The following is a 24,671-nucleotide window of genomic DNA, read 5'->3' on the forward strand; positions in this document are numbered from 1 at the left end:
TCGAAAACGTTGAGCCGAACGAAGCGCTGAGAGTGTCAGCGACCCTCGAGCTTGCGCCGGGGTGCTCACAGCGGCAGCGCAGCCAAGGACCTTGGTGCTCCAATTCGGTCCTAGCTTCGTGATCGGCGGGGTTGCGGCAAGCGGCGCGGCCCCCGTCGCTTAGTGGGACGGTGCCGAACGCATACGACTCGGCTTGGAAGCCGCTGCCGTCGGTGTACGAAAGGCCGCTCACCTGAAAGCATGTGTTCGGGTCCTTGTTCGACGTGGTGCCTGGTGAGTTGCGTGCGGCCTTCTCGTCCACACTGGCGATCTGGCGCCGGTGACGCGGCAGCGCCGGCCTCGTGTACTGGTGCGTTCGCTTGTGGCGGCACCGAGCGGATGGGGCGGCCCATTCGCCGTGTACGCGGGCACGCCGGCCAACCTACCGACTTGTGGTGCAGCTCACCGAGAAGCGACCATCGACACGGCCGCGGGAGCCGCATGCGCGGGGCGCGAGTGTCTACGCGCCCTTGGCGACGACAAGAATGCCGCAGGCCAGCATGGCCTCGACAGAGGCGTCGCGTTCGGGAGCCACGTTCCCCCGCCGGATCGCGCGAAGGACCTCAAGGTGGGTGCGCCCCAGCGCAAGGCGCCTCGCCTTGCCTTCGCGTGAACGCCAGAACGCCACGAGCGTGCGCTTTGCACCGGGCTCACCTGCCGGCAGCTCGGCCCGCCCGTTGACCCACGTGACGAGGTCGAACGCGTAGTCCCGTAGCTCGAGCGTCGGAGCGAACGCGAGGGCGCCGCGGGGACCATCCGCCTCGTCCTCTGCCGCGTCGAGGCGCACGACGTGAGCGACGAGCTCGAAGTCGGCGAGCTCCGCGAGCCACGCAGGCAGAATCGCCCGCTCCGTTGCGGCGACGGGTTCCGCGCCCCCGTCGCCCGGGTCGCCGGCAGGAGGCGCCTCGTCAACTACGCGCGCCACCCGATCGGCGAGGTAGGCGGGGAATTGCATCATGTCGCGAACGACCATCGGTTGGGTCGCCGGGTGCGCCCGAACGTAGTTGAGGCAGAGGCGCGTCCACTCGACCTCCCCGTGCGCGCGAACGACCGCGCTCCGCGTGAGCGGGAAGAACGACGTGAAGAACGCCGCTCGCTTGCCGGCCGCGCACGACGCGTAGGCCGCCAGCCGCTCCGCGTCGTCGCAGTCGGGGGCCGATGGGAAGAGCCGTCGAGCCGCGCCCTTCGGGTCGCCGCCCGCAAGCACCAGGGGCGCCAAGGCCGCGTAGACCTCGTGGAGGTTCATGCCGCCTCCGTCGCCAACACGCCGAGGGCCGCATGCGCGTGGCGCCGAACGTTCTGAACTTCCTCGAGGAGCGTCGCGAGGCTAGGCAGATCGTAGTCCCACTCGATGAGGGTCGGGAGCATGCGACCGGCGCGTGACAGCGTGTGTTCGTAGAGTTGGAACACTTGCGGCGATACGTGCTGGCTGTGCGTGTCGATGAGCCACTTCTCGCTCCGGGTGTGCCCCGCGAGGTGGACCTGCGCGACGCGTTCGAGCGGCAGCGTATCGATGAAGAGGTACGGGTCGAAGCCGTGGTTCTGGCTGTTGACGTAGACGTTGTTCACGTCCAGAAGAAAGCCCGCGTCCGTTTCGGCCAAGACCGCGTTGAGAAACGACGACTCGCCGAGGTCGCTGCCGGGGAGCTTGACGTAATACGTCGGGTTTTCGAGCACGAGGGAAGCTCGATGGCGGCCCTCGTCTCCTTGGTGCGGCGAACGATGTTCTCGACCGCCTCCCACGAAAACGGTACGGGAAGCAGGTCGCGGGCGTAGGCGCCCGCTAGCTTGGCGCACGCGATGTGATCGCTCCAGAACGGCGCCCCGAGGTCGCGCGCGAAGGCACGCGCTTCGCTGACGAAGGCGTGATCGATCGGGTCGACGCCTCCCAGCGACATCGAGATGCTGTGGGGAACAACGGGCCAACGCTCCCGGCATTCCGCGAGGAGTCGGCGCCGCTCCCCGCCACAGCCCATCCAACTCTCGGGCACGATCTCCAAGAAGTCGACGGGCGCGTCGCCCGCGTCGAGCAGTTGGCGCGCGAACTCTCCGCGCAAACCGAGCCCCACGCCAGCGAGGGGACGCGCCCCTCGCGCCGTGGAGCCGCGGCTCGCGGCGCTCGCGCGGTCGAAGGAGCGCGTGGGTGACGAGGCGTGGCGTCGCACCATGTCCTCGGTGCTCTTGTCGGATTGAGTCAAGGTGCGCTCCTTCTTCAAACAATGCGAGTGCTGCTGTCGTTGGCGCCGTCGCTCGGCGAGGCCAACGAGTCCTTCGATCACCAACCGCCGTTGCCGCCCTCACCACCGCCTTCGCCGCCGCTCGAGGTGCCCGAGGCTCCAGGGAAGCCGTCCATGGTCGAGTAGCCACCAAGGCTGTCGGAAGCGCCGACCGGATTGCCATTCGCGTCGCGGTTCCCGCAGAAACCAGGGTCACAGGTCCCGCTGCAGCTGCCGCAGTTGCCTCCACACCCCTCGTTGCCTCCGACGACATCCGCGCAGTCCGCTACGGTCAGCTCGACGGGCGGATCGAGAGCGGCGTCGCCGGTAACTTCGTCAAGGACGCGATCAAGCTTGCGAGACCAGACGCTGTTCAGTTTGCTCATGTTTTCTCCTGAGGTTGGTTGCGGGCCGTGTTCGTCCGCACGAGCAGTGACTTCGCACGCGCCGTGCCGGGGCGTGCCGACGCGCGCTGTCGCTTCCGTGCGACGCGGCGCAGCCAGCCACTTACGCGAACATTCGATGGCCTGCGCAGGTCCGCGCGCCGGTCGGGGGGCCGCCGCCTCACCGTGTCACCGGCGCGATACAGACGCGCGCGTTGGGCGTGGGCCGGGGCATGCCGACACAGGCGAGTTGTTGCCGCCTGCGCCCGTCCAGCGAAGCCGGACACCGCGGTGATATGGCTTGCTGGCTTCGAACGAAGGGACGCGCCAGCAGAGCGACAAGAAGCGCGCGCGCCGGGTGAATCCTTTTTTGCTCCCGCGACTCTCATGGTCGACAGCAGAAAGGACGCTGACCATGAACATCCTCCCCAAGAACGAACACCCCGTCGAACGCGCGGCCCGCGTGGTTCTCGGCCTAGGTCTCCTCGCCCTCGTGTTCGTAGGCCCTCAATCGCTGTGGGGCCTCGTGGGCCTCGTGCCGCTCGCCACCGGACTCCTCGGCAGCTGCCCGCTGTACACTCTCTTCGGGATCTCCACGTGCCCGGCGAAACACCACTCGATGACGAGCTGATGGCGCTCGCCGCTGCGGGGGACCGCGAGGCTTTTGGCGTCGTGGTCCGCCGTCACGGACCGGCCGTCTTGCGAGTGGCGGCCCACGTCACGGGCTCGCAGGCCGCGGCTGCGGACGTCTTTCAGGAGACGTTCCTTGCGGCCTTTCGCGCTGCCGGTAGCTACCGTGGCGCGGGCCTGCGCGCGTGGCTCTTCACCATCGCGCGCAACGCGGCATACCGGTCTCGCCGCGCACAGGGCCGCGAGGAGCAAGACGCTTCGTTGATGGAGCTCGGCGCGAGCGCCGGTTGGGGCGACGTGTCGCCGGAGATCGCTTTCGAGCGCAGCGAGCGGCTGGACCGGGTGCGTCGGGCCTTCGCGATGTTGTCGACGGAGGATCGGGAGATCCTGGCGCTGCGCGACGTCGAAGGTCTTTCCGGCGAGGATGCGGCAACGGTGACGGGCCTCTCCTTGCAGGCGATGAAGAGCCGACTGCATCGCGCGCGGTTGCGACTAGGCGCCGCATACCGAGACCTCGTCCCGGCGGAGGGAGAGCCGAATCATGACCACTGAGCGCATCGTCAACGGCCTCTCGTGCGGTGAGGTCCTCGAGCGACTGGGCGATTACATCGACGGCGAGCTCAAGGCAGAGGACCGAGAAGCCGTCGAGGGGCACCTTCGCGGGTGCCGTGTGTGCGAACGTTTCGGAGGACGCATCGGCAGCGTCGTGAAGGACCTCCGCGAAGCGCTTCACGAGAGCGAGCCTTTGAGCGAGCCCTTGATGAAGCAGCTCAGCACGCGACTCGATGGGACCGATGGATGAGGGGCGACGCCACGGCGGCGCCCGTTCACGGCCGGTTTGGCGCGCGACAACCGGAGCACCGCGGCACGCCGCCGCCCGCATCGAGGATGGTTGGGAGGCATAAAAACGATCACGTTTCTTTACTGAGATCAGTTCGCGTCGCGCCGGGCAAGTACAGACCGAAACGGCCGTCTGTGCCCGAAACTCCGAAAGGTCTCCATGAACAAGCTCGTTCTCCTGCTCGCCTCGCTCCTCGCCTGCGCCTCCGTCGCCTGCAGCGCCACGCCGCCCGAGTCGTCTGTCTCCGACGACGAAGTCAACGTCGAGGTCGAGTCCAACGTCGACACGCAAGCCGTGTGCACCAACTGGTACGAAGGCGCTTGCGGCCGCTCGTTCACGAGCTTGACGACGTGCCGGAGCCAGTGCGGCACGTGCTGGTACATCGGCCGGTGCTGCGGCAACGGGTGCTCCTGGAAGTGATTGACCGGTGGGGCGCGGCCGCAAGGCGCCGCGCCTCGCCTGCTCGCATCGAAGCGCTCCCGCGATGCGGCGCGCGCACAACGCGACGAGATCCTCGTCGCAGGGCGGCGGCTGAGTTCTCGCGTTGCGGGCTTGGCCGCTGACGTGCGCCGCCGCGCCCACGAGGCTCAGCGGGCGGCTCACAAGGAGACGACCGATGACCGCGAGCAACGCAGCAGGTAGCGCGCGCGAGAGCCCGACTCGGCCAGTCAGGAGTCCACACGTCGCGTCCCCGACGGACCGCGACGCGCGCCTGCGACGCGTACTCGACGAGCACGCCGACTTCACGGCGCGCGCGCTCCGTCGCTTCGGTGTGACGGGCGCGGTTGCCGAGGATGCGGCTCAACAGGTCGCCATCGTCATGGCCCGGAAGCTCGCCGGGGTGCCTGAAGGCGCCGAGCGACAGTACCTCTTTGGGGTCGTGCGGCGCGTCGCCTGGACGGCCCACCGCCAAGCCAGCCGGCACGGCGAGCACCTGGGCGAAGAGCTCATTGACGCCGTCGACGCGGCACCGAACCCGGAGCAGGTGCTCGAGCGGCAGCGGGCGTGCGCGCTCGTTGCGCGGACGCTGCAGCACATGCCTATCGAGCTGCGGACCGTCTTCGTGCTTCACGACATCGAGGAGATGAGTATGGCGGACATCGCCATCGCCTCGGGGATCCCCGCGGGCACGGTTGCGTCGCGCCTTCGTCGCGCCAGGGCAATTTTCAGCGCCGACACAGCGAGCTTCGGTCGTGAAGAGAGCGGGCGGAAGGGAAAATGAGCGGCCCGTGAGCGTCAAGCCCGTCAGCGCGGCGCCTTTCCGGAGGCCCTGAGGAATCTTCCCGCACGAGCTCCCGTATAGGGGTGCATGCACGGCCCTGCCTCCATTCGCCTGCCTCGTGCGATTCTGGGGACGGCCATCGCCGTTCTCTCAGCGGCGGCGTGCTCCGGCGGTGGAGGCACCATGTTCGGCGGCGACGGTGGGCCCGACGCTCTGGCCACGCCAACGAGCGACGAGCGCGACGCGGCTGCGAAGCGAAGAGACGCTCGAAGCTCGGACGCGCGCGACTCCGAGCCCGAGGCGGGGCCCTCCAAAGGCGAAGCAGGCGGTTGCACCCCGCGAGCCACCTTCGAGTGTTACGACGGAGACGTCCACTACTTCGACAGCTGCGGCTACCGCGGCGCGTTGAAAGAGCAATGCACCGGGGGGTGCGTTGGCTCAGCTTGCGTCACCTGCGACTCCCACGCGACGAGCGCCTGCGACGGTGACGACGTCTATTGGTTTGACAGTTGCGGCAAGCGTGAGGCTCTGAAGCAGGCATGCGCAAACGGCTGCGTAGGCGCCACGTGCAACGCCTGCAGTACACATGCCTCCAGCCAGTGTTACGGCGGCGACGCGTATTGGTACGACAGCTGCGGCAACCGTGAAGGTTTAAAACAAGCGTGCTCGGGCGGTTGCAGCGCGGGCGTGTGCGCGGCGTCCACGTGGCGATGCACCAACAGCAGCACGTGCTTCTGCCTCGTGACGACCGACAGCCTTTCGTACCCGAGCCTGACGTGCACGTCGGTCGGAAACTGTTGCTTTGAATACCAGTCCACGGGCGGGCCCGCTTGCTACTGCGGGACGCACGACGCGACGACGTGCAACGCGTACATCAGCGCGTACAGCGCGTCGGCGCGGTCCGCCTGCCCGCCCTGAGGTCGGCGGCGTTAACGATTCGCGCGGCGTCCGAATCGACCGTTGCGCGACGTGCCAATCCGGCGGATGCTCGCGGAGGCTCTTGGAGGCCGCTCGCATGCAAACACTCGGGGACGTCTTTGCACAGCACGCTGATTTCTATCGTGAGCGGTACGTGCCGTTCATGCTCGAAGAGGGGTTCATCACCTCGGTCGAGGAATCCGAGTACGCAGAAGGCATCGACGGGTTCAAACGCCTCGGCGCGGCCGAGGTCGAGGCCCTTCCACGCGACTACCAAACGCTTCTGAGCGAGGTCGGACACGGCAACATTCACTTCCCAACAGAGGGCGGCCCGGCGCGCTTCTCGGTTCTGGCGCCCACCGAGCTGGCGCACTGGAAGCAGGAGCTGCCGAGCTCGCCGCGGCCGGGTCGACGCTGTCGACCGACGACGCGGTGCCATTCTTGGTCGACGATGGAGGCGGCATCCTCGCGTTCTTGGCTGGGGAGAAGGTCTTCGTCGTCAACCACTCTGGCAAGCTGTTGGGCCCGGCCCCGTCGCTCCTGCAATTCTTCTCGACCATGTTCGAAAACGCTCGCGTGCACCGCTTGCCCTTCGAAGGCATACCCCAGGGACCGAGCTAGGCGCTTGAGGGACACCGGGCGCTGCACACCGAACGCAGCGATGGCTGGCCCGCTCACTTGCCACGGTGTGATCGCGCGCGCATGCGCATCGCGAGCTTTGGCCACGCGCTGCAAACACAACCTGTCGGAGGTCTTCAATCGTGCGCTCCGTTCGCCGTGAACCGACCTTTCGAATGTTCGCGAAGGTCCCCGCGGTCGCACAGGAGCGTGGCCGCCCGCGCTACGCTCGTGGCGTGGTGCTTGGCGCGGTGGGTTCTCGGATCGTGCTCTCGCTCTGGGCTGCGGTGTCGTTCGTTGCCTGCGGTTCGGACTCGTCGACGCGGGGGCCCGTACCGGCAGCCGCGCCTCCCGCCATGGCCTCCGCCTCGAAGCCCGACGGCGGCGAAAGCCTTGGCGCCGCGTCGCGCGCGGTCGTCGACGCCTCGGTCGCGTCGCCGCCGGCGGGCAGCGACGACGGCGGTCCCTCCTGTGCGACCACGATGTTTCCCCCGTTCGAGGAAGCGTCCCAAGGGCTTTCGACGTTCGCGAACAACGAGGGTCTTGTCGGCCTCAAAGACGCCAGCGGCAAGATCGTGCTCTCGCCGCGTTTTCGGTATCTCTCCGGGTTTCTGCCGGGCGGCGTGGCGGGCGGGGTCGAGGCGCCGAAAGATCGCGCGGTGTTCGTGACCAAAACCGGCGCCATCACCGAAGCGGTCCTATACGACAACGGCCCCGACTACTTCGTGAGCGGGGTCGCTCGCATCATCAAGAACAAGAAGGTCGGCTTTATCGACGATCGTGGAAGAGTGGTCATCGAGCCCCGCTGGGATTTTGCGGACGCGATGTGCGGCGACCGAGTGCCCGTTTGCAATGGCTGCAAGCGCGGTCGCGGCGACGAACACGACACGTACAAAGGCGGCAAATGGGGCTACGTCGATCGCTCGGGGCGCGAGGTCATCGCGCTCGAGTGGTCGTTCGTCGAACGCTTCGAAGGTGAGACCGCCATCGTCGAGCGTGGGACAGAGCGTCTGCGGATCGACCGCAGCGGCCGCGTGCTCGGCAAGGCGCCTTGAATCCGTGAATCAGTGACACGTCTGCTCGTCGTCGACGTTGGGACGAATCGGCCTACATCGAACGCGAAGGCTTCGAGCGCTTCGAGGAGCGCGGTCCGCCTGCCCGCCCTGAGTTCGGCAGGCCCTAGAGGCGTCTTCAGAACAGCAGCGGTCCCCTGCCGTTGTGGCAGAATGAAGGGGATGCGGCCGCTGACGTTCGACCTTCGACAAGAAGAGCGACGCCCATACTTCCTGTGGGACGAGGACGTGAGCGTCGCCGACCTGCGCGATGCACTCCGTGGGAGCGATGCAGACAAGCGAGATCGCCTCCTCGGGAAGATGCTGCGCGAGGCGCGCGACACCGACGTCTGGTCCTTCGTCACGCCCTCGGACGTCGCGGAGGCTCTTCCCCGACTCACCCGACGGCTGGGCAGACGCGGGCCGTTTTGGACGTTTCTGATCGAGGGGTGGCGCACAGATGGTCTCCTCTAAGCTGAGCGCGTTCCAACGAGAGGCTCTCGCCGCCATCTTCGCGCGCTCCGGCGACACGCTCTTCCTCACCGGAGGTGCCGCGCTTGCCGGTTACCACCTCGGCCACCGGCCGACCGACGACCTGGACCTCTTCACGGTGGACGCCGAAGCGTTTCAGCGCACGCGATTCGTCATCGACGCAGCCGCGGAGGCGTTGCATGCGACCGTGGAGGTCAGGCAGGACGGGCCCGGATTTCGCCGTTACGCGTTCGTTCGTGGAGATGATGCGCTGGTGATCGATACCGTCCTGGAGCGCGGTCGGCAGCTCCACGTCGTGAAGTCTCGCGTCGGGGACATCCTCGTGGATCCACCCGACGAGATCCTCGCAAACAAGCTGACGGCGATTGTCGGAAGGATGGAGGAGCGCGACCTGGTCGACGTCCTCTGCCTCGAGCGTGCGGGGCTTCGGGTGGAAGATGCGCTCCCCGCGGCGCTTGCGAAGGATGGCGGAGCAACACCGGCGACGTTGGCCTGGCTTCTCTCCGAAGTCCGCATTCCCGACACCGCCTCGCTGCCCGCGGGCGTGACCCCCGCAGAGCTGCGCGCGTTCATCGACGAGCTCGTCATCCGACTACGTCGCGCCGCCCACCCCTCGGGCTCCCGCTGACGACCCCTGCAGCGGTGAGCGGCACGCGGGCGCTGTGGCTCCTCGCGGTCGCAGCCGATCGCGAGGACCTCGTGTTGCCCGACATTCTTGGCCGCGATCGCGCGGCTCGCGACAAAGGCTCGCCGAGCACTACGACGTCGTTCTTCATGACGGGTCCGACGGGGCGGGCGACGCTGTCCACGCCTTCAGGTTCCTTCCGAATTGAGATCCACGGCGCTTCCGTCCCCGCCCGTGAGGCGCCGATGCCGGCGGGCGACGGCGAGGCGCCCCTGAACGGTCTTGTGGTCGAAGATCGCCGGCACGACGATGCGCCCGTCCGCGAGCTCGATCTCCAAGGTGGCCTCACGATCCCGCACGCCCTCGATTCGACGGACTTCCACGATGTCCGTGTACCGGCATCGCTGAACGCGTCGCCGCCCATCGTCGAACTCGAGGCCCCGTTCGTAGAAGCGCACGCGCGCACGGCGACTCGGTGCGCGCACAATCGCGACGATGGCGAGCGTCACGCCGAGCGTGAGGAGCCCCACCGCGACGAGGAGCGCGCCGATCGCTTGCGTCTCGCGCCAGATGATGGCCGCGACAAGCCCGGGGCCAGCCGCGACCACGACGAGGGTGCCGGGCATCACGTACGCACCGAGGAGACCAAGCCCGTAGGGGGCCAGCTCGACGTGGAGCGGCCCAAAGCCATCCGGCGCCGAGCGGTACGGAGCGAGGCTCGGGCGGGACACTCCGCGAGCGTACATGGCGCCCCTCTCTGTGCGCACGCCACCGGCGCTCGCGTTCGTCGATCGTTTCGTCACCGGCGGAGCTTGATCGCTCTAGGCGTTCGCCTCTACTTCGAACGGCCGAGCCAGAAGGCCAACGTCGCGGCGCCGAAGATCAAGAGGGCTCGCGCCGCGGCGATGAGCAGCGCTCGCCGCCTCGCACGGGTCACCTCGCGTGACGCGGTATCGTCGTGCAGTGCCGTGAGCCGCTCGACGGCGTCTCTGTTGGTCGCGACGGCCGCTTGGCCGATGCGCTCCGCGTGGACCGCCGCCTCGTGGATCGCGCCGACGAGGAGACGCCCCTCACCCTCGCGACGCGCGCTGCGCCGCCGCTCCGCGTCGTAGGCCGCTCGTCTCTCGGGGTCGCTGAGAATGTCGATGGCGCGCTGGGCTTCACGGAGGCGATGGCCGACGGCCAAGACATCGGCTCGGTGACGCTCGACGAGGAGCTGCCGCCGCATCGCGAGGATCTCTTCCGCCGACGCCGTCTCAGAGATTCGCAAGAGGGCGTAGAGATCGCTCACGCTGACAATCGTGACATATCCGGCGCCGGCCGCTAGTCGCCTGCGCGACGGCGAGGTCGCGACCGTCGTGCTGACATCCCTCCGTGCCGCCGACGTGCTTCGACATCCTCGCCGAGCTCTTCGCTCGTGACATCGACCAAGCGCTGCTTCGCGCGTCGATGCAGAAGACGCCGACGGAGCGGATCATTTGGTTGGAGGAGATGTCCGCCCTTGCGGTGGAGGTAAGGAAGGCCCGCGCAAATGAAGCTCCGAGACCTCCTCGCCCAGCTCGCTGAACACGAGGTCGGGTTCTCGGTCATCGGTGGCGTTGCGCTCATCGCGCGAGGCGTCCAGCGCGCAACCGAAGACTCGACATCGCCTACGCGCGAGACCGACAGAACGAACACGTCGACGCCGCGTCGAGCGAGCTCGCCATCGACGACACGAAGATGCTGGTCCTGACCCTAGACGATTTGGAGCGCGCCAAGCGCGCGGCAGGCCGACCGAAAGATCTCGTCGACCTCGGCTACATCCGCAGCCTGAAGGCGTGACGGGCGATGAAGCGACCAAGAGGGCGGCTGCGGCTGCGACAACGGCGTGCACGGGCTGGCGGCATCGGTGCAAGGTGCACCGATCAAGGCCGGCCTTCGACGTCACCGTCTGGGGTGGGGCACCGGTTCACCTATTCGGGCATCAACGAGGAGCGAAACGAGGACGACGGGCGACGTCACGAAGGGCGGCGCGCGCGATGCGCCGCTGCCCGTGCGAGCCAAGTGGCTTGGCGAGCACCCGGATCGCCGTCGGGTGGTGGCTCAGGCCGGCGTGAATGACCGTCACGCTTCGAAGTGCGTGCTCGAAGGGGCGCCCTCGGCCGGGACGACCGAGCAGAGCGGTGGGGCGACAGCTAGTGTTGGTCGTGCTCCTGGGCGTCGGTCTCGCGTCGCTGGCCTGCAGTGGCGGGGCGGGCGAAGCCCCTCCTCCCAGCGGAACAGGCGACGTCGGCCCAGGTGAAGGTAGCGCGCAGCCAGATGCCGCGCCGCAGACGACCGCCTCCTCGCGAGCCGATGCGGCGAGCGCTCCACACAAGCGGCTCTTCGTCACCTCGGCGAGGTTCGACGGCAACTTGCAACAGGCAGGCAACGCACCCGACGGGGTCAGCGGAGCCGACAAGCTCTGCCAAGCCGCAGCAACAGCCGGACGCCTCGGCGGCAACTGGAAGCTTTCCTGTCGGGGGTCGTCGGCGGTGTGACCGTCCACGCCACCTCCCGGATCGCCGACATGAGTCCGTGGCACCTGCTCGACGGCACGCTGGCAGTCGCTTCTGTCGCCGAATTGGGTGGAACGCTATCGCACGCGATCGATCCTCGATGAGCTCGGAGCGCGTCGTCAAAGACTGCAGAAGGCGGCGTTTGGACCGGAACGCGACTCGGCTCGTTCACCAAGGGATGTGAGGACCCCAAGGGCGGCAGTTGGGCTAGTTCCGCCACGGCGCCTCCCGCCCCTCAGGGCACCATGGGCGATTGCACGAAGGCCAACGAGTGGTCGGCCGCCGTGAGCGATCTCTCCCTGAGCGGTTCCGACGCCGTCGCTCCCTGCTACGCCCGCGCTCGTCTCTACTGCTTCGAGCAGTAGTGATGCGCGCTCGCTCCGCCACCGAGACCTCTCCGTCCAGAAGCCCAAGCGCCGGCTCGGCTATCGGCTGCGCCCCGACCGGTGGCGACAGGGGTCTGGCTTCGGAAGCGACGGCGGCCTTCGCCTTCGACACGCCAGGCGCCCCCGAGCCCGCGCCGCGTCTGAGCCGGCGAATCGCGCCTCCGGCGCGGTGATGGAGCGGATCGGCATGAGCTGAACGTTGGTACGACCGCGAGTTTCCCCTCACCTTGATGACCCGCAAGGCGGGACGCGGTGAAGCGGGGCTCGCGCGGCCGCGGGGCCATCCGTTCGGCTGAAGCAGAGAGAGCCCGCTCCACGGCGCGCTCGCCGCGCAGACACCTTGCCGGACCGTTGATACGCAAGCGTGAGGTATCGCTGACGGCTCCGCGAAGCGCCTCCAGCATCGATCTCGGCTGCCGTGCCGGGTACGAACGCTCGGGGTTCCGCTCGGCAATCGCCTCGCACGCCTCTTCGATCGCCTTCTGTTCCGCCAAACAGAGCGCCGCTGGGGTCCGCGAGAGCGTGTGCGCGGCAATACGAAGTGCCCCGCGGCCACCTCGTGTTGCGTGTTCAACGAGGACGCCTATTGCGGCCCGCGCGGAACACGCCTTCGCGGCCAGGGGACGAAGGCCGACGTCCTAGCCATGTATTCTACATACCCAGGCTTCGTGGCCCGCAGGTGTTCGTCAAGCATCGTGACGCCCGAGACGCGGAGCAGGAGCCACGTCATCAGGACCGGCGCGAACACCGTGAGGAGGCCGGTGGAGCCCGCGTCGAGCGCCGTCAACCAGAAGCTCCACGCGACGAGCGTCTCGCCGAAACAGTTGGGGTGTCGCGATAGGCGGAAGAGTCCCTTGTTCATGACGCGATCTCGATTCGCTGGATCGCCTCGAAATCGCGTTAGTTGCGCGTCGGCGACGGTTTGTCATCGGAGCGAGCATATGACGGCGACGGCCCGGTTCCGAAAAGTGGTCGCTGATGGTTGCTCCGGATGCGGCTGGGGCGTCACGGCTTGAGGAAGTCGGTAGCCATCTTGCAGATCGCCGGCTTGACGTCTGTACGTGCCGCGACGGCCTGCATCAGCGGTAGAAGGCGAGCCCTTTCTTGTCCACTGACGCCGTTGATCACCCGATTCAGCATCCAGAGGTTGTAGAAGTTCGGCGACCGCTGCACGGAATCGACCAGCGCCTCTTCGTATCCCTCGCCCATGAACTTCTCCGCGGCATGCACGAGAGGACCGGGCATCCCGAAGTCATCGTCTGGATGCGTCTCAAGGATCTTGAAGAGCTCCGGCAAGAGGGCAACCCCGGCGGGGTTGCCGGCCACTTGGGCCACCAATGCTCCGAGTACCTCTTGATCGAGCGTCGGGCTCGAAGCCTGAACCTCCAGTTGCTTGCGGAGTGCATCGGTATCCATGAGCATTCCTTGAACTCTTCAACTCCGGCCGAGCGACTTGGCATACCCGATGAGAGAAGACGTTTCAGAGGGTATCCGCCCCGGAAGAGAAGTGGACGTAGCGCTCGATAGACGAACCTGGACTCTGGGTTTCAACTGGACTGGAAGCCGGACCGACGTTGGCGCTCCGCTCGCACGCCCGTTTGACGCGCCAAAAGGAGCGACATAGCGTCCGCTCATGATCGCAAAGCTCCGGAGCGCTCTTTCAACGTTCGATCGCTCGGAGCTCGAGTGGGTTGCCTCCAGCTTCGCCGGCCAGCGCTACGTCCAAGATCCCTCGGCCCTCGCGGCTCTCGTGGCAGAGGTCGAAACGGAGCAGCCGGAGGATCTCGCGGGCGTCCTGCGCGTGGGCGGCGGAAAGGGTCCGTTCGAGTGTTTCGTGCTTGCGTGTCTCGCACGTCACGCCGGGATCGGCGAGGACGTCGTTCTCGACGGCGTCGCCAACGAACTACCGCCAGCGGTCGCCGGCAACCTCGTCGTGCGCGGCCCTCTCGTTTGCAACATCGAGAACTGGCTCCTCGTCGCCGGCGACGTCCAAGCGGACCTGCTGCTCGCGTCCGCGGACGTGATCGTCGGCGGTAACGTGCGCGTGCGCGACGGCGTCTTCGGCGTAAACAACGAGTGTCAGTCCATGTGGATCCGCGGCGCTCGAGACCCCGTATTTCGTCGTCCAGGATTACGCGACTTCCGCTGGCAACGGCCTGGAGCCGCTCGAGCTTTCCGACGACGCTGCCGAAGAGGCGCTCGCGGAAGGCTTCACCGACGACCTACGCAGCATGTGCGAAGACGGACCGGACGAGGCGATCTCCCAGCTGCTCGAGCGCGTCGAGAGCCGGAAGCCCATCTTCCGACCGCGCGCAGGCGCGTGACTGATTTAGTTCCCGTGACGAGGGCGAGCGCAGCCAAGGAGGCGCACGCGGGAAGCCTCAGAACTCCGTCAGCACCGTCGTCAGCATGTAGTCGGCGGCGAAGATCGCCACGATGCTCGAGACCACAGCCTTGGCTGTCGCTTCGCCGACGCCGCGCGCGCCGCCCGATGCGTAGAAGCCCTTCTTGCAGCAGATGACGCTCACGATGAGGCCGAAGACGAAGCTCTTCACCGCCAACATACGCAGGTCGGCCGGCTCCAAGAACTGGCGGACCTTGTCTTGGAAGATGCCAGGATCGATGCCCTGCCACGTGACCGCCACGACGTACGCGCCGCCCATGCCTGCGAGCCAAAAGAGGACGCCCAAGAGCGGCAGCATCAGGGTCGTCGCCACAACCCGCGGCACCACCAGGTATTGAACGGGGCTCACGCCCATCGTCGTGATGGCGTCGATCTGTTCGGTGACCCGCATGTTGCCGAGCTCGCTCGCCATCGTGCTGCCGGCTCGCGCCGTCACGACCACCGCCGCCAGCACCGGCGCCAGCTCGCGCGCGAGCGCCAAGGCCACGACGCCGCCGACCATGCTCTCGGCGGAGAACTGGCGAAAACCGACGATGCTGCTGACGGTGAACGCCATGCCGGTAAAAAGACCGACAAGGCAGACGATGAAGGTGCTGCCGGCGCCGATGAAGTCGAGGGCGAGCATGAACTGAGCGACGCGAAACGGCGGCCGCACGAGCCAGAGCGCCGCCTGGAAGGCGAGCGTCGCGGTGGCTCCGATGTCGTCGAGGGCGTCGAAAAACGGCGCCATGATGCGAGAAACACCGCGCGAGAGCGCGCCGAGCACCACACCGTCTCGGTCTTTGTCCTTCGCGGCCGCCGTCACGAGCGGAACCATAGCTGACTCTTGGCCCTATGATTCGCGTCTCATCAGCCGCTCCGCTGGACGCTAGCGGGACTGGCCGGTATAGACGCTCCCTTCGGCCGCTTGTCCCTTCCCTTCGGGAGACCTCTCATGCCCAAGACCAACCTCGCCTGGATGCTCGTCGCCGCTTGGATCGGCTGCACCTCGACCACCGATCCGGTCCCCGCAGGCAGCAGCCTGACGGACGCTGGCAAGGACGCGAAGGCGAGCGCGGCAGCGACGACCGATAGCGGCTCGAGCGCGACCGACGCGGGCGCGACCAAGAAGGATTCAGGGTCGGTTGCACCGGTGCCGTGCTCCGCCATCTCAGGCGGCCTACCCTGTGATCCGGGCAAGCTCTCCTGCGGCTCGTCGACCTGCGACACGGCCACGCAAGAGTGCTGCGTCGACCTCACCGGTGCGAGCGCAAAGCCGGCTTGCGTGAACAAGGGAAGCTGCGCCAACGTCGCGCTCCAATGCGACGAGGCTGACGACTGCGGCTCCGGCGAAGTCTGCTGCTTCTCCGCTTCCGGCGTCACGCCGACGGGCTCGCTCTGCCAGTCGGGCCCCTGCGGCCTCGGCGACTTCTCGCAGTCATGCCGTGGCGACGGCGAATGCGCCGGCAGCGGCTCCTGCGGAAGCGGAAGCTGCAAGGGCTTCGCCATCCAGACGTGCTCGCCGCTCCCCGCCAGCGCCTGCCAGTGAGGCGCGCTGGCTGAGCCGAGCTGAGCGCCCGGCCGAGTCAGGGCTCGCGGTAGAAACGCGGGACGCGCCGCGACACGGAGGTGAGGACCTCCCACGCGATCGAATCCGACTGGCTCGCGACCTCTTCCGAGGTGATGACGTCGCGACCGAGGACGCCGTCTTGGCTGCCGAGCACGACGACCTCGTCGCGCACCGCAACGCCGGGGTGGTCGGTCACGTCGATCATCGCCATATCCATGGAGACAGCGCCGACGATGGTGGCGCGCTTGCCGCGGACCAAGACCGCTCCACGGTTCGAGAGTTGCCGCGAGAGGCCGTCGGCGTAGCCCATGGCGATGGTGGCGATGCGAGTCGGCCGCGATGCGCGAAAGAGCGCGCCGTAACCGACGGCGTCGCCGGGCTGGATGTCGCGGACGGCGACGATCTCCGTGCGCACGCGCATCGCGGGCCGAAGCTCGCGCCCTGACGTGACCGGCATCGGCTCGGGGCCCAGCACCGGGGCGGAGCCGAAGAGACCGATGCCGACGCGAACGGCGTCGAGTTGACCGGTGCCGCGCATGACGGCCGCCGTGTTGGCGGCGTGGCGAACCTCGGGGACGATCCCGAGCGACGCGAGGAGCGCCGTGGCGTCGTCGAAGGTGCGCAGCTGCTCCGCCGTCGCGGCCTCCGACTCGGCGTCAGCCTGCGCGAGGTGCGTCATGAGGCCCGTCACGCGGATCTCGGGGAAGTCGCGCAGCTTGGTGACGAACGCGGAGAGCTCGCGAGGGAGCACGCCGAGGCGGCTCATGCCGCTGTCGATCTTGAGGTGCACGTCGATGGGCTCGGGCACATCGCCAGCGCGCGCCAGCCGGGCGAAAGCCTCGACTTGACCGAGGTCGTAGACGACCGGCACGAGCTTGCGCGCCAGGACCTCGGCGTGCGCGCCGCCGTAGTAGCCGCCCATCACGAGGATGGGCGCCCGGATGCCGGCTTCGCGAAGCTCGATCCCCTCTTCGAGCAGCGCGACGCAGAAGGCGTCGATGCCGCCCCGCTCGAGGGTGCGCGCGACGGCCGGTGCGCCGTGACCGTAGGCGTCGGCCTTGAGGACGCCCCACACTTTGGCGCCACCCGCGTGCCGACGAACGACGCGCAGGTTGTGTCGCAACGCATCGAGGAACACCTCGGCGCGCGTGGGGCGCACGATGTCGGCGGGCGCCGCACGGCGCGGCCTCTGCACGCGAGGCTCCGAGGCGGGCGGCGCATCGAGCGCTGGCGTTGCCGCGACAAGGGCCGTCTCGCTGGCCTTTTGAGCGGCGCGAACGGACGGATCGGAGGAGGGCCCGTCGGTCATCAATGTGCGTAGTTTTGCGGCTTCCACGATATCCCCTTCGTATACAGAACGCGCCCCGAAAACGGGAGATTCCTGCAGACGGACGCCTCGCCCCGCGATGGAGCGAGTCGAGCGCCGCGCCGAACTCGTGTATTCACTGGGGGGCCGATGCAAGCACGTTGGCCGAGGTTCGTTGTGGAGCGCGCCCCAAAAGACGCTCGCCGTAGCGCACCTCCGTCGTCGCGGGCGCGCAGCCTGCGACTCGCACCTGCGATCTCACTCGCGATGGCCCTCACGACCGTTGGTGAGGCGCGCGGCGAGTCCGGCGATGCGGTGTCGCTCCAGTGGAAGGCGCCGAGCGGTTGCCCCGAAGAAGCGGCCGTCGCCGCCCTCTTGCGCGAGAGCGCAGCCGACACCGCGCCGGTAACCGCGAAGGGCACCATCACCGGCGGGCCAGGAACCTACCGGCTCATCTTGCAGATCGACACCAAGGCAACCCATGGTGAACGCGCCTTGGAGGGGCGCGACTGCAAGGCCCTCACGGACTCCGCCGTCGTCATCGTGCGAATGGCCATGGCGAACGCAGCGCGCGAAGCTGCCTCGGCGCGGGCCGCGGCAAGCACGCCGGTCGCTCCCGAGGCCGGGCCCGCGCCCCCCCCCCCCTCCCCGTCCACCACCCAGCGGCGCGGCGCCGCCGGCCCGCTCGGACGCGCGCGCGGCAGGCCTAGGTGAGCGTCAAGTGCGGCTTGCCGTTCGCCCGGAGGCCGCCCTCGACCTGGGCACCTTGCCAGGGCTCGCCCCAACCCTCGGTCTGGCGCTGGGCGCGCAAGTCCACCGGTTTCGGGTGGAGGCCTACGGGGCGCTCTCCAGGTCCCAGCAGAAGCAGGTGTCCGAGACGGTGCGTGCATCGTTTGATTTCGCCGCGATGGGCCTCCGCGGGTGCGCGGATGTGCTCCAGGGCCGAACGCGGCTGGGAGTCTGCGTGGGTGTGGAAGGTTCGGGCATCTTGGGACGGGCCTCAGGCGTGGCGCGGCAGGAAGAGCTGCGGTCGGGGGTGGCGGCGGCGCGCCTCGATGCCTTTCTGGCGGTTGGCCTCGTGCCTGACTGGCTCGATCTCCGCCTAGGCGTCGGGCTGGCCGCGCCTACTAGCCGGGAATCCTTTGTCATTATCCCGTTCGGGCCGGTTCACGAGCGGGGCCCGGTGGCGCTCAAAGCCTGGCTGGGACCGGAATTTCGCCTCTGACAGCAACGAAACTCGCGCTCCTTGGCCAATGGTAAGAGAAGTGGACGGCTCCGTGATCGAACGCACGACGACAGAGGGGCAAATGCCGCCCATCGGCGCTCGCCCTCCGTCTTTCGCGGACCTTTACGAGGAGCACTTCGAGTTCGTGTGGCGCGCCGCGCGCCGCCTTGGTGTCCCCGAGGCCAACGCCGAGGACGCAGTGCAGGACAGCTTCGTGGTCCTGCATCGCAAAATTGCAGAATACAACAGTCAGACGCCACTTCGACGATGGCTCCTCGGCATCGTTACGCGCGTCGCGAGCGACTATCGCCGCCGGTACCGCCGCAAGGAGGCGAAGGGCACTCCCCTCTCTGCGCAAGACGACGGCGATGTGCGATTCGCGTCAACGTTGCCGGCTCCCAACGAAACGGCAGAGCGAAACGAAACGGCGCGCCTCGTCGAGGCGCTCCTCGCCACGCTCGACGACGAGAAGCGCGAAGTCCTGGTGCTGATCGAGCTCGAAGATCTGACGGCGGCGGAGGTGGCTGAGATGACCGGAGTGAACATCAACACCATCTATACGCGCCTCCGCGCCGCACGACGTGCCTTCGAACTGGCCTTCGAGGAGCATCAACAAGCGCAGGTGGCCACGAGCGCGCGCAAAAGGAGTTCGCTGTGAACGAATGGAATCACGACGCGAAGCGGCTCCTCGAAGGAGGACGCGACGCGTTCACGCCGGAGCCAGATCGCCGCGACCGCGTGCGGGCAAAGCTCGCAGCGACGCTCGGCGCGGCGGCCTTCAGCACCGCCGTCGCGACGACCGCGACGACCGCGACGACGCCCGGTCTACCGGTTGGAAGGTCCTTGTTCGCGAAGTTCGCCGTGCCCATCGGTCTTGCGGCGTTCGTGTTGGCCGCCGCCGCACTTCTATGGCCGAAGGCGGCCCCCCAGGCCGGGAGAGCTGGCCCCGCGACGAGCACGACGCAGGGACCGCCGAGCTCGTCGCCGAGCGCCCACGTCGTCGTGCCTCACACCCCAGAGGTGGCACTAGCGGCCAGCGCGCCGGCCGAGCCTGCATCGGTCGCCGCCGCGTCCGTCGCCGCGAGCGCGCCGCCGGTCCGCACGAAAGCTCCGCCTGCCGCAGCGGCGCTCCCGGCCGCGTCCGCCTCGGGAGAGATCCCGCTCGTGGCCGCGATGGATGGCGCGCTGCGAGCCCGAGAGTTGAGCGAGGCAGAGCGACTGATCGCCGAGCACGCACGACGCTATCCCAAAGGCCAGCTCGTCGAAGAGCGCCTGGCGGCCGAGGTGATCGTGAGCTGCCTCCGGGCTGCTCCCTCCGCCTTGGCCAGGACGCAGGCGTTTCTTCGCACCTACCCAAAATCACCGCACCGAAGCCGCATCCTCGACGCGTGCCCTGCAGCCACGGAGCCGCGACCGTGAGCCCGCGGCGCAGAAGTGTTCTCGCGCTGTCGCTGTCGCTCGTCTGGGCCGGCGGGTGCCGCGCCGGCGCGCTCGTGATCGGAGAAGCGGAGAGCGCCGACGGCGGCCTCACCTTGCCTGATGGCGGAGGTGGAGGCAGCGACGGCGCCGGCGACGTGGAGCTCGACGCTGCTCCGACGTTCGTGGACGGGGGCGATGGGGGAGAGAGAGACTGCGTTTCTCTGGGCGGGTCGTGCGTGCCAAACACGTCGGTCTGCCTTCGCCCAAGCGCTGCGAGCTGTGGCACGAGCGCGCTCATCTGCTGCCTTCCCGACTGCCCCGTCTTCCAGAACCCTCCCCCGCTCTGCGATGGCGGCCCAACGGCTCGGCTGTTCTCGAAGACGGGCTGCGACGTCGGCCTGGCCTGCGCGCCGCTCGATTGCAACGCAGCGGGCGGCACGTGCGCCGCGCCGACGGCTTGCCCGCTCAGTCAGAGGGGCGATGCGTCAAGCTACCTCTGCAACAATCCGGCATCGCCCGCCGACGTTTGCTGCCTCCCCTAGTATCTCGACCCATCGATTTTGATGGGTTGAGTACGGACAAGCGAGAACGAAACTCCGCGTAGCCGCGTTCGCGGCTGTCGCCTACGGCCCGGTAGGCCCAATCGAGCAGCCGCTTCCTCTGCCCTTCGTCGAGCGACGGGACGAGCTTGAGCGCAGCGGCCGGCGAAGTCGTCATCGGTCGCATCCTCAGCGGACTTCGCCAGCAGCGGGACCTCTGCGAGGTCGAGCGCCAAATCGGGCTGCCTTTGCCCCTCGCCGGCGCGACGCGCGCTCTCTCGACCGACGGCGTCTGCGAGCTCGACACATCCGACGGAGCGCAGGTTTCGCTCTGCGCGCCAGAGGAGCGTGTCGGGGCCACCGAGCAACCTCTTTCGCGGGAGCTCTCTCTCGCACGCCGGCGCCTGCCGTTTTCTGCTCCGCTCCAACGATTTTTTCTCCGCTCCAACGAAACGAGCGCGTGGTGGCCAACAAACAGAACAAGCGACCGCGAGTGGCCCTGGGCTCGCCAAAGCCGCTCCCTCCTCCACCCCGAAAAGAGGCTCCGCATGACCATCCTTCGCACTTTCTCCTACCTCCTCACTGCTCTTTCGCTCGCCGCTTGCAGCGGCAGTGGCCCTGATGCGAAGGACAGGTCGGTCTCATCGGGCGTGGCCGGCACGGATCAGGACGTTGACGGCGGCGGAGGTGGCGTTGAGTGCCCCGAGGTCATGCTTCCGCCGAAGTGCGACTGCCCGAACGGGCAGTTCGTCCCCCAGAAGGACGACGCCGGCTGCACTCGCAGCTTCCAATGCGTCGAACCACCGATCTGCCCGGTGGTGATGATCCCCGAGAAGAGCCAGTGCCCGAACGGCAAGTTCGTCCCGGAGAGGGATCAATACGGCTGCGTCAGGGGATTCGCTTGCGTCCCGAACCCACCTTGCCCACCCATCGCGCTTCCGTCCCCGGACTCGTGCCAGGGTGTGTGGGTCCAGAAGCTCAACGCCAACGGTTGCCCCAACTTCGAATGCGTCGCGGCCACGGCGTGCCCGCAGGTGATGCTCCCGCCCGCCGACGCGTGCCAAGGCACGTGGGTTCAGAAGCTCGACGCGAACGGCTGCGTCGGCTTCGAATGCCGACCGTGATGTCGCGGAGCTTGAGCCGCGGCGACGCCGACACGCCCGAGCACCAAGCGCTTGCGTCAAGGTGCCCCAACGTGTCGTCGCGCCCAAGGCCTCTCAGTGGAGCCCCCATGCACCGCACGTCTCGGCTCATCGCGTGGACCCTCGCGCTGGTCTATTGGGGCTGCGGCGGCACCGGCACGGGGCAGCTCGCCGAAGAGGACAAGGCCGATGGAGCGTTGCCCTCCGATCGGCGCGCAGACGGCGGTGAGCCGGCGGTCAGCGACGCGGGCCTCGAGGAGGCACGCGTCGACGGTGCAGGCGCCGACGCGGCCCTCGCCGAGGCAGGAGACGCGAGCGGCGGCGGGGGCGACGCCGCCTTCGACGCGAGCCTCGAGGCCGGCGATGGCGGCCCGATCCTCGATGCGGGATTCGCCACCGACGCCGGCTCCGACGCGGGCGCCCTCCTGTTCCACTCGGGCTTCGAGGGCACCGTCGCGGTCGTTGCCGCCAACGCGCAAAACGACCGCGTCGTCGGGGAAGATCCGACGAAGGCCGGCCCCAACAATTGGGTCGCGGACTTCGAGAACGCGCCGGGCATCGGTTCGGTGGCGATTGCTTATGAAGAAGGCACTGCGACGCAGCGAAAGGCGAACGTCATCACCGAGCCCGGCCGCCCGCTGAACCATGTGCTCCAGTATTGGCTCCCGGAGGCCAACGTCACGTCGCCCCACAAGGGACGGATTCAGATGTCCGTGTACGGCAACAGCGGCCTCCGCGAGCTCTTCGTGTCGACGCGGCTGTTCCTCCCGGCCTCGTTTGATGCCTACCGCACGTATCCTGCGAAGAGCGACTGGCTGACCCTGGCGGAGTTCTGGAACAACGGCGGTTGGACCAAAGAGCCCTTCCCCTTTCGCATCTCGCTAAACATCGGAAAGCCGAGCGCCTCCGTCCCGAGCGACCTCTTCTTCGAAGCGCACGGGCAAACCCTTGAGGTGACCGACGCTGGCAAGGAAAAGTGGACGTCCGTCTGGGAGGCCGCCGACACGTCGTTCCCCATCCCCACCGGTCAATGGCTGCGCCTCGACACCTACTTCAAGGAGGGCAACGGCGCTGCGGGTCGGTTCTACTTCGCTGTCACACCGGAGGGCGGCGCGACGAAGGTGCTGTTGGACGTCCACAACTTCACGCATCACCCGAGCGATCCCTCGCCCGACGGTCTCAGTCACCTAAATCCCCTCAAGCTCTACACGTCGGCGGCGCTCATCGAACACTTCACGAGCAAGGGCGCGGCGATGGAGGTCTGGTGGGACGACTTCGAAGTGTGGAGAGGCCGAAGGCCATCCGGCGGGTAGCCAGCGCGATGGGCAGCACCGCCCCCACCCGCTCCACCTCTCATTGCGCAGTTTGAGCGGACGCCATGGGTCAAATCGGGCAGAACAGCGCCCGCCAGAGGCTTCTTCCAGCGCTCGCCATTGGCCCGCGACATGCAGCACGTCGCGCATGCTCCCGACTCGGCTCACCGCAATCCTCTCGGCAACCCTCGCAACCCTCTCGGCATGCAGCACGCCCCAGGAAGGCGCGAGCACCGCAGATCCGATCGTGGGACGCGCCTTCGTGGACGTCAGCGCAGCGCGGCCGCTCGCCGACGTGGCCCGGAGCAAGATCGTAGCGGCCATCTCGGAGCTCGAGCGCGTCGCGGCAAACGGCGCCGCCGCCAAGCAGCGGGCCCTCGCGGCCGAGACGCTCCGGACGATTCGCTCGGGGCACGTGAAGCTCGGCTCGCTCGCGGACTCTCGCGGCTTCGACCGCTGGCGGATGTGCAAGGGGCTCGGCCATTCCGCTTGCGCGACCGGCTCGGCACCACGACTCGACGACGACACTTGGGGCGATGACCCCTCGTTGACCGCTGGCGTGGTTGAGGCAGTCTTGGGCTACACCTCTGGCAATCGACTGTATTTTGCACTCAACGAAGCGACCGTCGTCACCGAGCTGGCGTCAACGCTCGTCCACGAGGTCAACCACGTACTCAATCACACCGACTGCGCCTATTTCTCGGACTACTCGGCGCACGTGATCGCGCCCGAGAAGGCGTTCGTGGAGGAGTACCGCGCCTTCTTGACGGAGTGCTTCTTCACGAAATCCACGGCGACGCCCGACACGTGCCACGCGGCGGCGCTCGAAGGCGCCTTGCGCTACGACCTCAACGTCGACATCGCTTCCCTTGTGCCTGCGGGCCAAGCGCCAACGTGGCTCGCCAGGCAAATGGTGCGGGAGGATGCCAGCGAGAGACCCACCCACGGCTGGATGACGCCGACGGAAGAACGCTTCCCGCGGCGCTTCCCCGTTTGCGGGACCGAGTAGGCGCCCGGAGACCAGAGAATGGGCGCAACGGCGGTCAGAACTGCCCTGACACGGCCGCGACGACCCCGCCCGCCGTCGGCGCGACGGCCGCTGAGAGCGTCAAACGCGACGCGCTCGCCTTCTCCGCACGCGCTTCGATCTCCCAGGGCGTGACCCAGTCGTGTACGGCCAGCGTGCCGTGCAGGGCGCCGACGAGGCCGAGGAACGCCGCCATGTCCCGGTGCTCGGAGACGGTTGCGACGGCGCCCACGATGGCCGTTGCGGCGCCCGCCATGCCGACGCCGCTGGTGATCTTTCGAATCGTCCTTTCGCGCGCGACGAGTCGGTCGAGGCTTCGTGACATGTCCCCCGGCGACACTGCCGAGTCCTCACCGGTGGAACCCGAGGCGACGACAGCGCGCACGTCGTTGAGCGTCGGCGCCGCTAGCGCCCCGACGAGGACCGCGCCGGCGGCAGCGCCGGCGCCGATGAATCCGACGCCCGCGCCCGGGGACTTGTCGTAGAGGACGGCCCCCATGGTGCCGTAGGCCGGCGCACCGAGCGCGCCGACGACGACGGTGAGTTCGCGGGACCGGTTCGCGACGAGCGCCGGGCCCGTCAGGATCTCGCGAGCCGTGGCGTCGGGCGCAAGCGCCGGCGCTTCGCGGGTCTCCGCCTTGACCAGCGCACCGCGTTCCCATGTCACGGCTTCCTCGCGAGGCTGCTCGGCCGATGAAGCGGTTGCCGTCGTCAGGCCTCCCAAGGCGGCGGCGAGGCCCATGGCAAATCGGGCCGCCTGCGCGCGAGCGAAACGCATGGCGGATGGA

At 68.0% G+C, this 24,671-nt stretch carries 27 protein-coding genes and 2 pseudogenes; 19 read left to right on the top strand and 10 right to left on the bottom strand.

The window, feature by feature from the left end; genetic code table 11:
• Positions 1-499: 499 nt before the first annotated feature.
• The 3 genes and pseudogenes from IPG50_19395 to IPG50_19405 form a co-directional block, all read right to left on the bottom strand.
• Positions 500-1,285 (bottom strand): putative DNA-binding domain-containing protein, encoded by a 786-nt coding sequence (locus IPG50_19395; protein ID MBK6694349.1) that lies wholly within the window; start codon positions 1,283-1,285, stop codon positions 500-502.
• Positions 1,282-2,207, bottom strand: a pseudogene (locus tag IPG50_19400) (DUF692 domain-containing protein). The gene IPG50_19395 and the pseudogene IPG50_19400 overlap by 4 nt, the downstream one beginning before the upstream one ends.
• A 107-nt stretch (positions 2,208-2,314) precedes the next feature.
• A complete protein-coding gene (locus tag IPG50_19405; protein MBK6694350.1) occupies positions 2,315-2,641 on the bottom strand; it encodes a hypothetical protein in 327 nt (108 codons plus the stop codon).
• 412 nt (positions 2,642-3,053) lie between these two features.
• Between IPG50_19405 and IPG50_19410 the strand changes: the two genes are divergently transcribed.
• From IPG50_19410 to IPG50_19455, 10 genes are all read left to right on the top strand, one after another.
• On the top strand, positions 3,054-3,269 hold the full coding sequence (locus IPG50_19410) for a DUF2892 domain-containing protein (GenBank protein MBK6694351.1): 216 nt from the start codon (positions 3,054-3,056) through the stop codon (positions 3,267-3,269).
• Complete coding sequence (locus IPG50_19415; protein ID MBK6694352.1) at positions 3,269-3,820, top strand: sigma-70 family RNA polymerase sigma factor; 552 nt, start codon at positions 3,269-3,271, stop codon at positions 3,818-3,820. The genes IPG50_19410 and IPG50_19415 overlap by 1 nt, the downstream gene beginning before the upstream one ends.
• Complete coding sequence (locus IPG50_19420; GenBank protein MBK6694353.1) at positions 3,810-4,070, top strand: zf-HC2 domain-containing protein; 261 nt, start codon at positions 3,810-3,812, stop codon at positions 4,068-4,070. Before IPG50_19415 ends, IPG50_19420 begins: the two co-directional genes overlap by 11 nt.
• A gap of 198 nt (positions 4,071-4,268) precedes the next feature.
• Positions 4,269-4,529 (top strand): hypothetical protein, encoded by a 261-nt coding sequence (locus tag IPG50_19425; GenBank protein MBK6694354.1) that lies wholly within the window; start codon positions 4,269-4,271, stop codon positions 4,527-4,529.
• A 196-nt stretch (positions 4,530-4,725) separates the two neighbouring features.
• Positions 4,726-5,331 carry a sigma-70 family RNA polymerase sigma factor gene (locus IPG50_19430; protein MBK6694355.1) on the top strand — a complete coding sequence of 202 codons (606 nt, stop codon included), beginning with the start codon at positions 4,726-4,728 and terminating at the stop codon, positions 5,329-5,331.
• 687 nt (positions 5,332-6,018) lie between these two features.
• Entirely contained in the window at positions 6,019-6,249 is a 231-nt protein-coding gene (locus tag IPG50_19435) for a hypothetical protein (protein ID MBK6694356.1), read from the top strand.
• 432 nt (positions 6,250-6,681) lie between these two features.
• On the top strand, positions 6,682-6,870 hold the full coding sequence (locus IPG50_19440) for a hypothetical protein (GenBank protein ID MBK6694357.1): 189 nt from the start codon (positions 6,682-6,684) through the stop codon (positions 6,868-6,870).
• 353 nt (positions 6,871-7,223) lie between these two features.
• Positions 7,224-7,922, top strand: coding sequence for a WG repeat-containing protein (locus IPG50_19445; protein MBK6694358.1), 699 nt, complete (start codon positions 7,224-7,226; stop codon positions 7,920-7,922).
• A gap of 180 nt (positions 7,923-8,102) precedes the next feature.
• On the top strand, positions 8,103-8,393 hold the full coding sequence (locus tag IPG50_19450; protein ID MBK6694359.1) for a hypothetical protein: 291 nt from the start codon (positions 8,103-8,105) through the stop codon (positions 8,391-8,393).
• On the top strand, positions 8,380-9,039 hold the full coding sequence (locus IPG50_19455; protein MBK6694360.1) for a nucleotidyl transferase AbiEii/AbiGii toxin family protein: 660 nt from the start codon (positions 8,380-8,382) through the stop codon (positions 9,037-9,039). Before IPG50_19450 ends, IPG50_19455 begins: the two co-directional genes overlap by 14 nt.
• Before the next feature lie 185 nt (positions 9,040-9,224).
• On the opposite strand, the gene IPG50_19460 is transcribed toward IPG50_19455, so the two are convergent.
• From IPG50_19460 to IPG50_19480, 5 genes and pseudogenes are all read right to left on the bottom strand, one after another.
• Positions 9,225-9,782 carry a hypothetical protein gene (locus IPG50_19460; protein MBK6694361.1) on the bottom strand — a complete coding sequence of 186 codons (558 nt, stop codon included), beginning with the start codon at positions 9,780-9,782 and terminating at the stop codon, positions 9,225-9,227.
• An 89-nt stretch (positions 9,783-9,871) separates the two neighbouring features.
• The gene (locus tag IPG50_19465; GenBank protein MBK6694362.1) at positions 9,872-10,327 is read right to left on the bottom strand and encodes a hypothetical protein; all 456 of its coding nucleotides are present in this window, start codon (positions 10,325-10,327) and stop codon (positions 9,872-9,874) included.
• A 2,215-nt stretch (positions 10,328-12,542) separates the two neighbouring features.
• Positions 12,543-12,881, bottom strand: a pseudogene (locus IPG50_19470) (DUF1295 domain-containing protein).
• A gap of 83 nt (positions 12,882-12,964) precedes the next feature.
• The gene (locus IPG50_19475) at positions 12,965-13,375 is read right to left on the bottom strand and encodes a hypothetical protein (protein ID MBK6694363.1); all 411 of its coding nucleotides are present in this window, start codon (positions 13,373-13,375) and stop codon (positions 12,965-12,967) included.
• Between the two features lie 965 nt (positions 13,376-14,340).
• Entirely contained in the window at positions 14,341-15,093 is a 753-nt protein-coding gene (locus IPG50_19480) for an ABC transporter permease (protein ID MBK6694364.1), read from the bottom strand.
• A 204-nt stretch (positions 15,094-15,297) separates the two neighbouring features.
• Between IPG50_19480 and IPG50_19485 the strand changes: the two genes are divergently transcribed.
• Entirely contained in the window at positions 15,298-15,891 is a 594-nt protein-coding gene (locus IPG50_19485; protein MBK6694365.1) for a hypothetical protein, read from the top strand.
• Between the two features lie 37 nt (positions 15,892-15,928).
• Here IPG50_19485 and alr read toward each other — a convergent pair whose 3' ends face one another.
• Positions 15,929-17,071: an alanine racemase gene (gene alr / locus IPG50_19490; protein ID MBK6694366.1), complete on the bottom strand. Its 1,143-nt coding sequence runs from the start codon at positions 17,069-17,071 to the stop codon at positions 15,929-15,931.
• A gap of 414 nt (positions 17,072-17,485) precedes the next feature.
• Here alr and IPG50_19495 point away from each other — a divergent pair, with 414 nt between their 5' ends.
• The 8 genes from IPG50_19495 to IPG50_19530 all read left to right on the top strand — a co-directional run bounded on the left by IPG50_19495 (position 17,486) and on the right by IPG50_19530 (position 23,865).
• A complete protein-coding gene (locus tag IPG50_19495; GenBank protein ID MBK6694367.1) occupies positions 17,486-17,932 on the top strand; it encodes a hypothetical protein in 447 nt (148 codons plus the stop codon).
• Between the two features lie 7 nt (positions 17,933-17,939).
• Positions 17,940-18,443, top strand: a complete 504-nt coding sequence (locus tag IPG50_19500) for a hypothetical protein (GenBank protein ID MBK6694368.1) — start codon at positions 17,940-17,942, stop codon at positions 18,441-18,443.
• A 52-nt stretch (positions 18,444-18,495) separates the two neighbouring features.
• Positions 18,496-19,101: a sigma-70 family RNA polymerase sigma factor gene (locus tag IPG50_19505; GenBank protein MBK6694369.1), complete on the top strand. Its 606-nt coding sequence runs from the start codon at positions 18,496-18,498 to the stop codon at positions 19,099-19,101.
• Positions 19,098-19,862 carry a hypothetical protein gene (locus tag IPG50_19510; GenBank protein MBK6694370.1) on the top strand — a complete coding sequence of 255 codons (765 nt, stop codon included), beginning with the start codon at positions 19,098-19,100 and terminating at the stop codon, positions 19,860-19,862. Before IPG50_19505 ends, IPG50_19510 begins: the two co-directional genes overlap by 4 nt.
• Positions 19,859-20,404, top strand: coding sequence for a hypothetical protein (locus tag IPG50_19515; protein ID MBK6694371.1), 546 nt, complete (start codon positions 19,859-19,861; stop codon positions 20,402-20,404). The genes IPG50_19510 and IPG50_19515 overlap by 4 nt, the downstream gene beginning before the upstream one ends.
• A 545-nt stretch (positions 20,405-20,949) precedes the next feature.
• Positions 20,950-21,525, top strand: a complete 576-nt coding sequence (locus IPG50_19520; GenBank protein MBK6694372.1) for a hypothetical protein — start codon at positions 20,950-20,952, stop codon at positions 21,523-21,525.
• 107 nt (positions 21,526-21,632) lie between these two features.
• Positions 21,633-22,856 (top strand): hypothetical protein, encoded by a 1,224-nt coding sequence (locus IPG50_19525; protein MBK6694373.1) that lies wholly within the window; start codon positions 21,633-21,635, stop codon positions 22,854-22,856.
• Between the two features lie 148 nt (positions 22,857-23,004).
• Complete coding sequence (locus IPG50_19530) at positions 23,005-23,865, top strand: hypothetical protein (protein MBK6694374.1); 861 nt, start codon at positions 23,005-23,007, stop codon at positions 23,863-23,865.
• Between the two features lie 34 nt (positions 23,866-23,899).
• Here the strand turns inward: IPG50_19530 and IPG50_19535 are convergent, their stop codons facing one another.
• Positions 23,900-24,661, bottom strand: a complete 762-nt coding sequence (locus tag IPG50_19535; GenBank protein ID MBK6694375.1) for a hypothetical protein — start codon at positions 24,659-24,661, stop codon at positions 23,900-23,902.
• Positions 24,662-24,671 lie beyond the last annotated feature (10 nt).

The sequence above is a fragment of the Myxococcales bacterium genome, from assembly GCA_016703425.1.
GTDB lineage: Bacteria > Myxococcota_A > Polyangia > Polyangiales > Polyangiaceae > JADJCA01.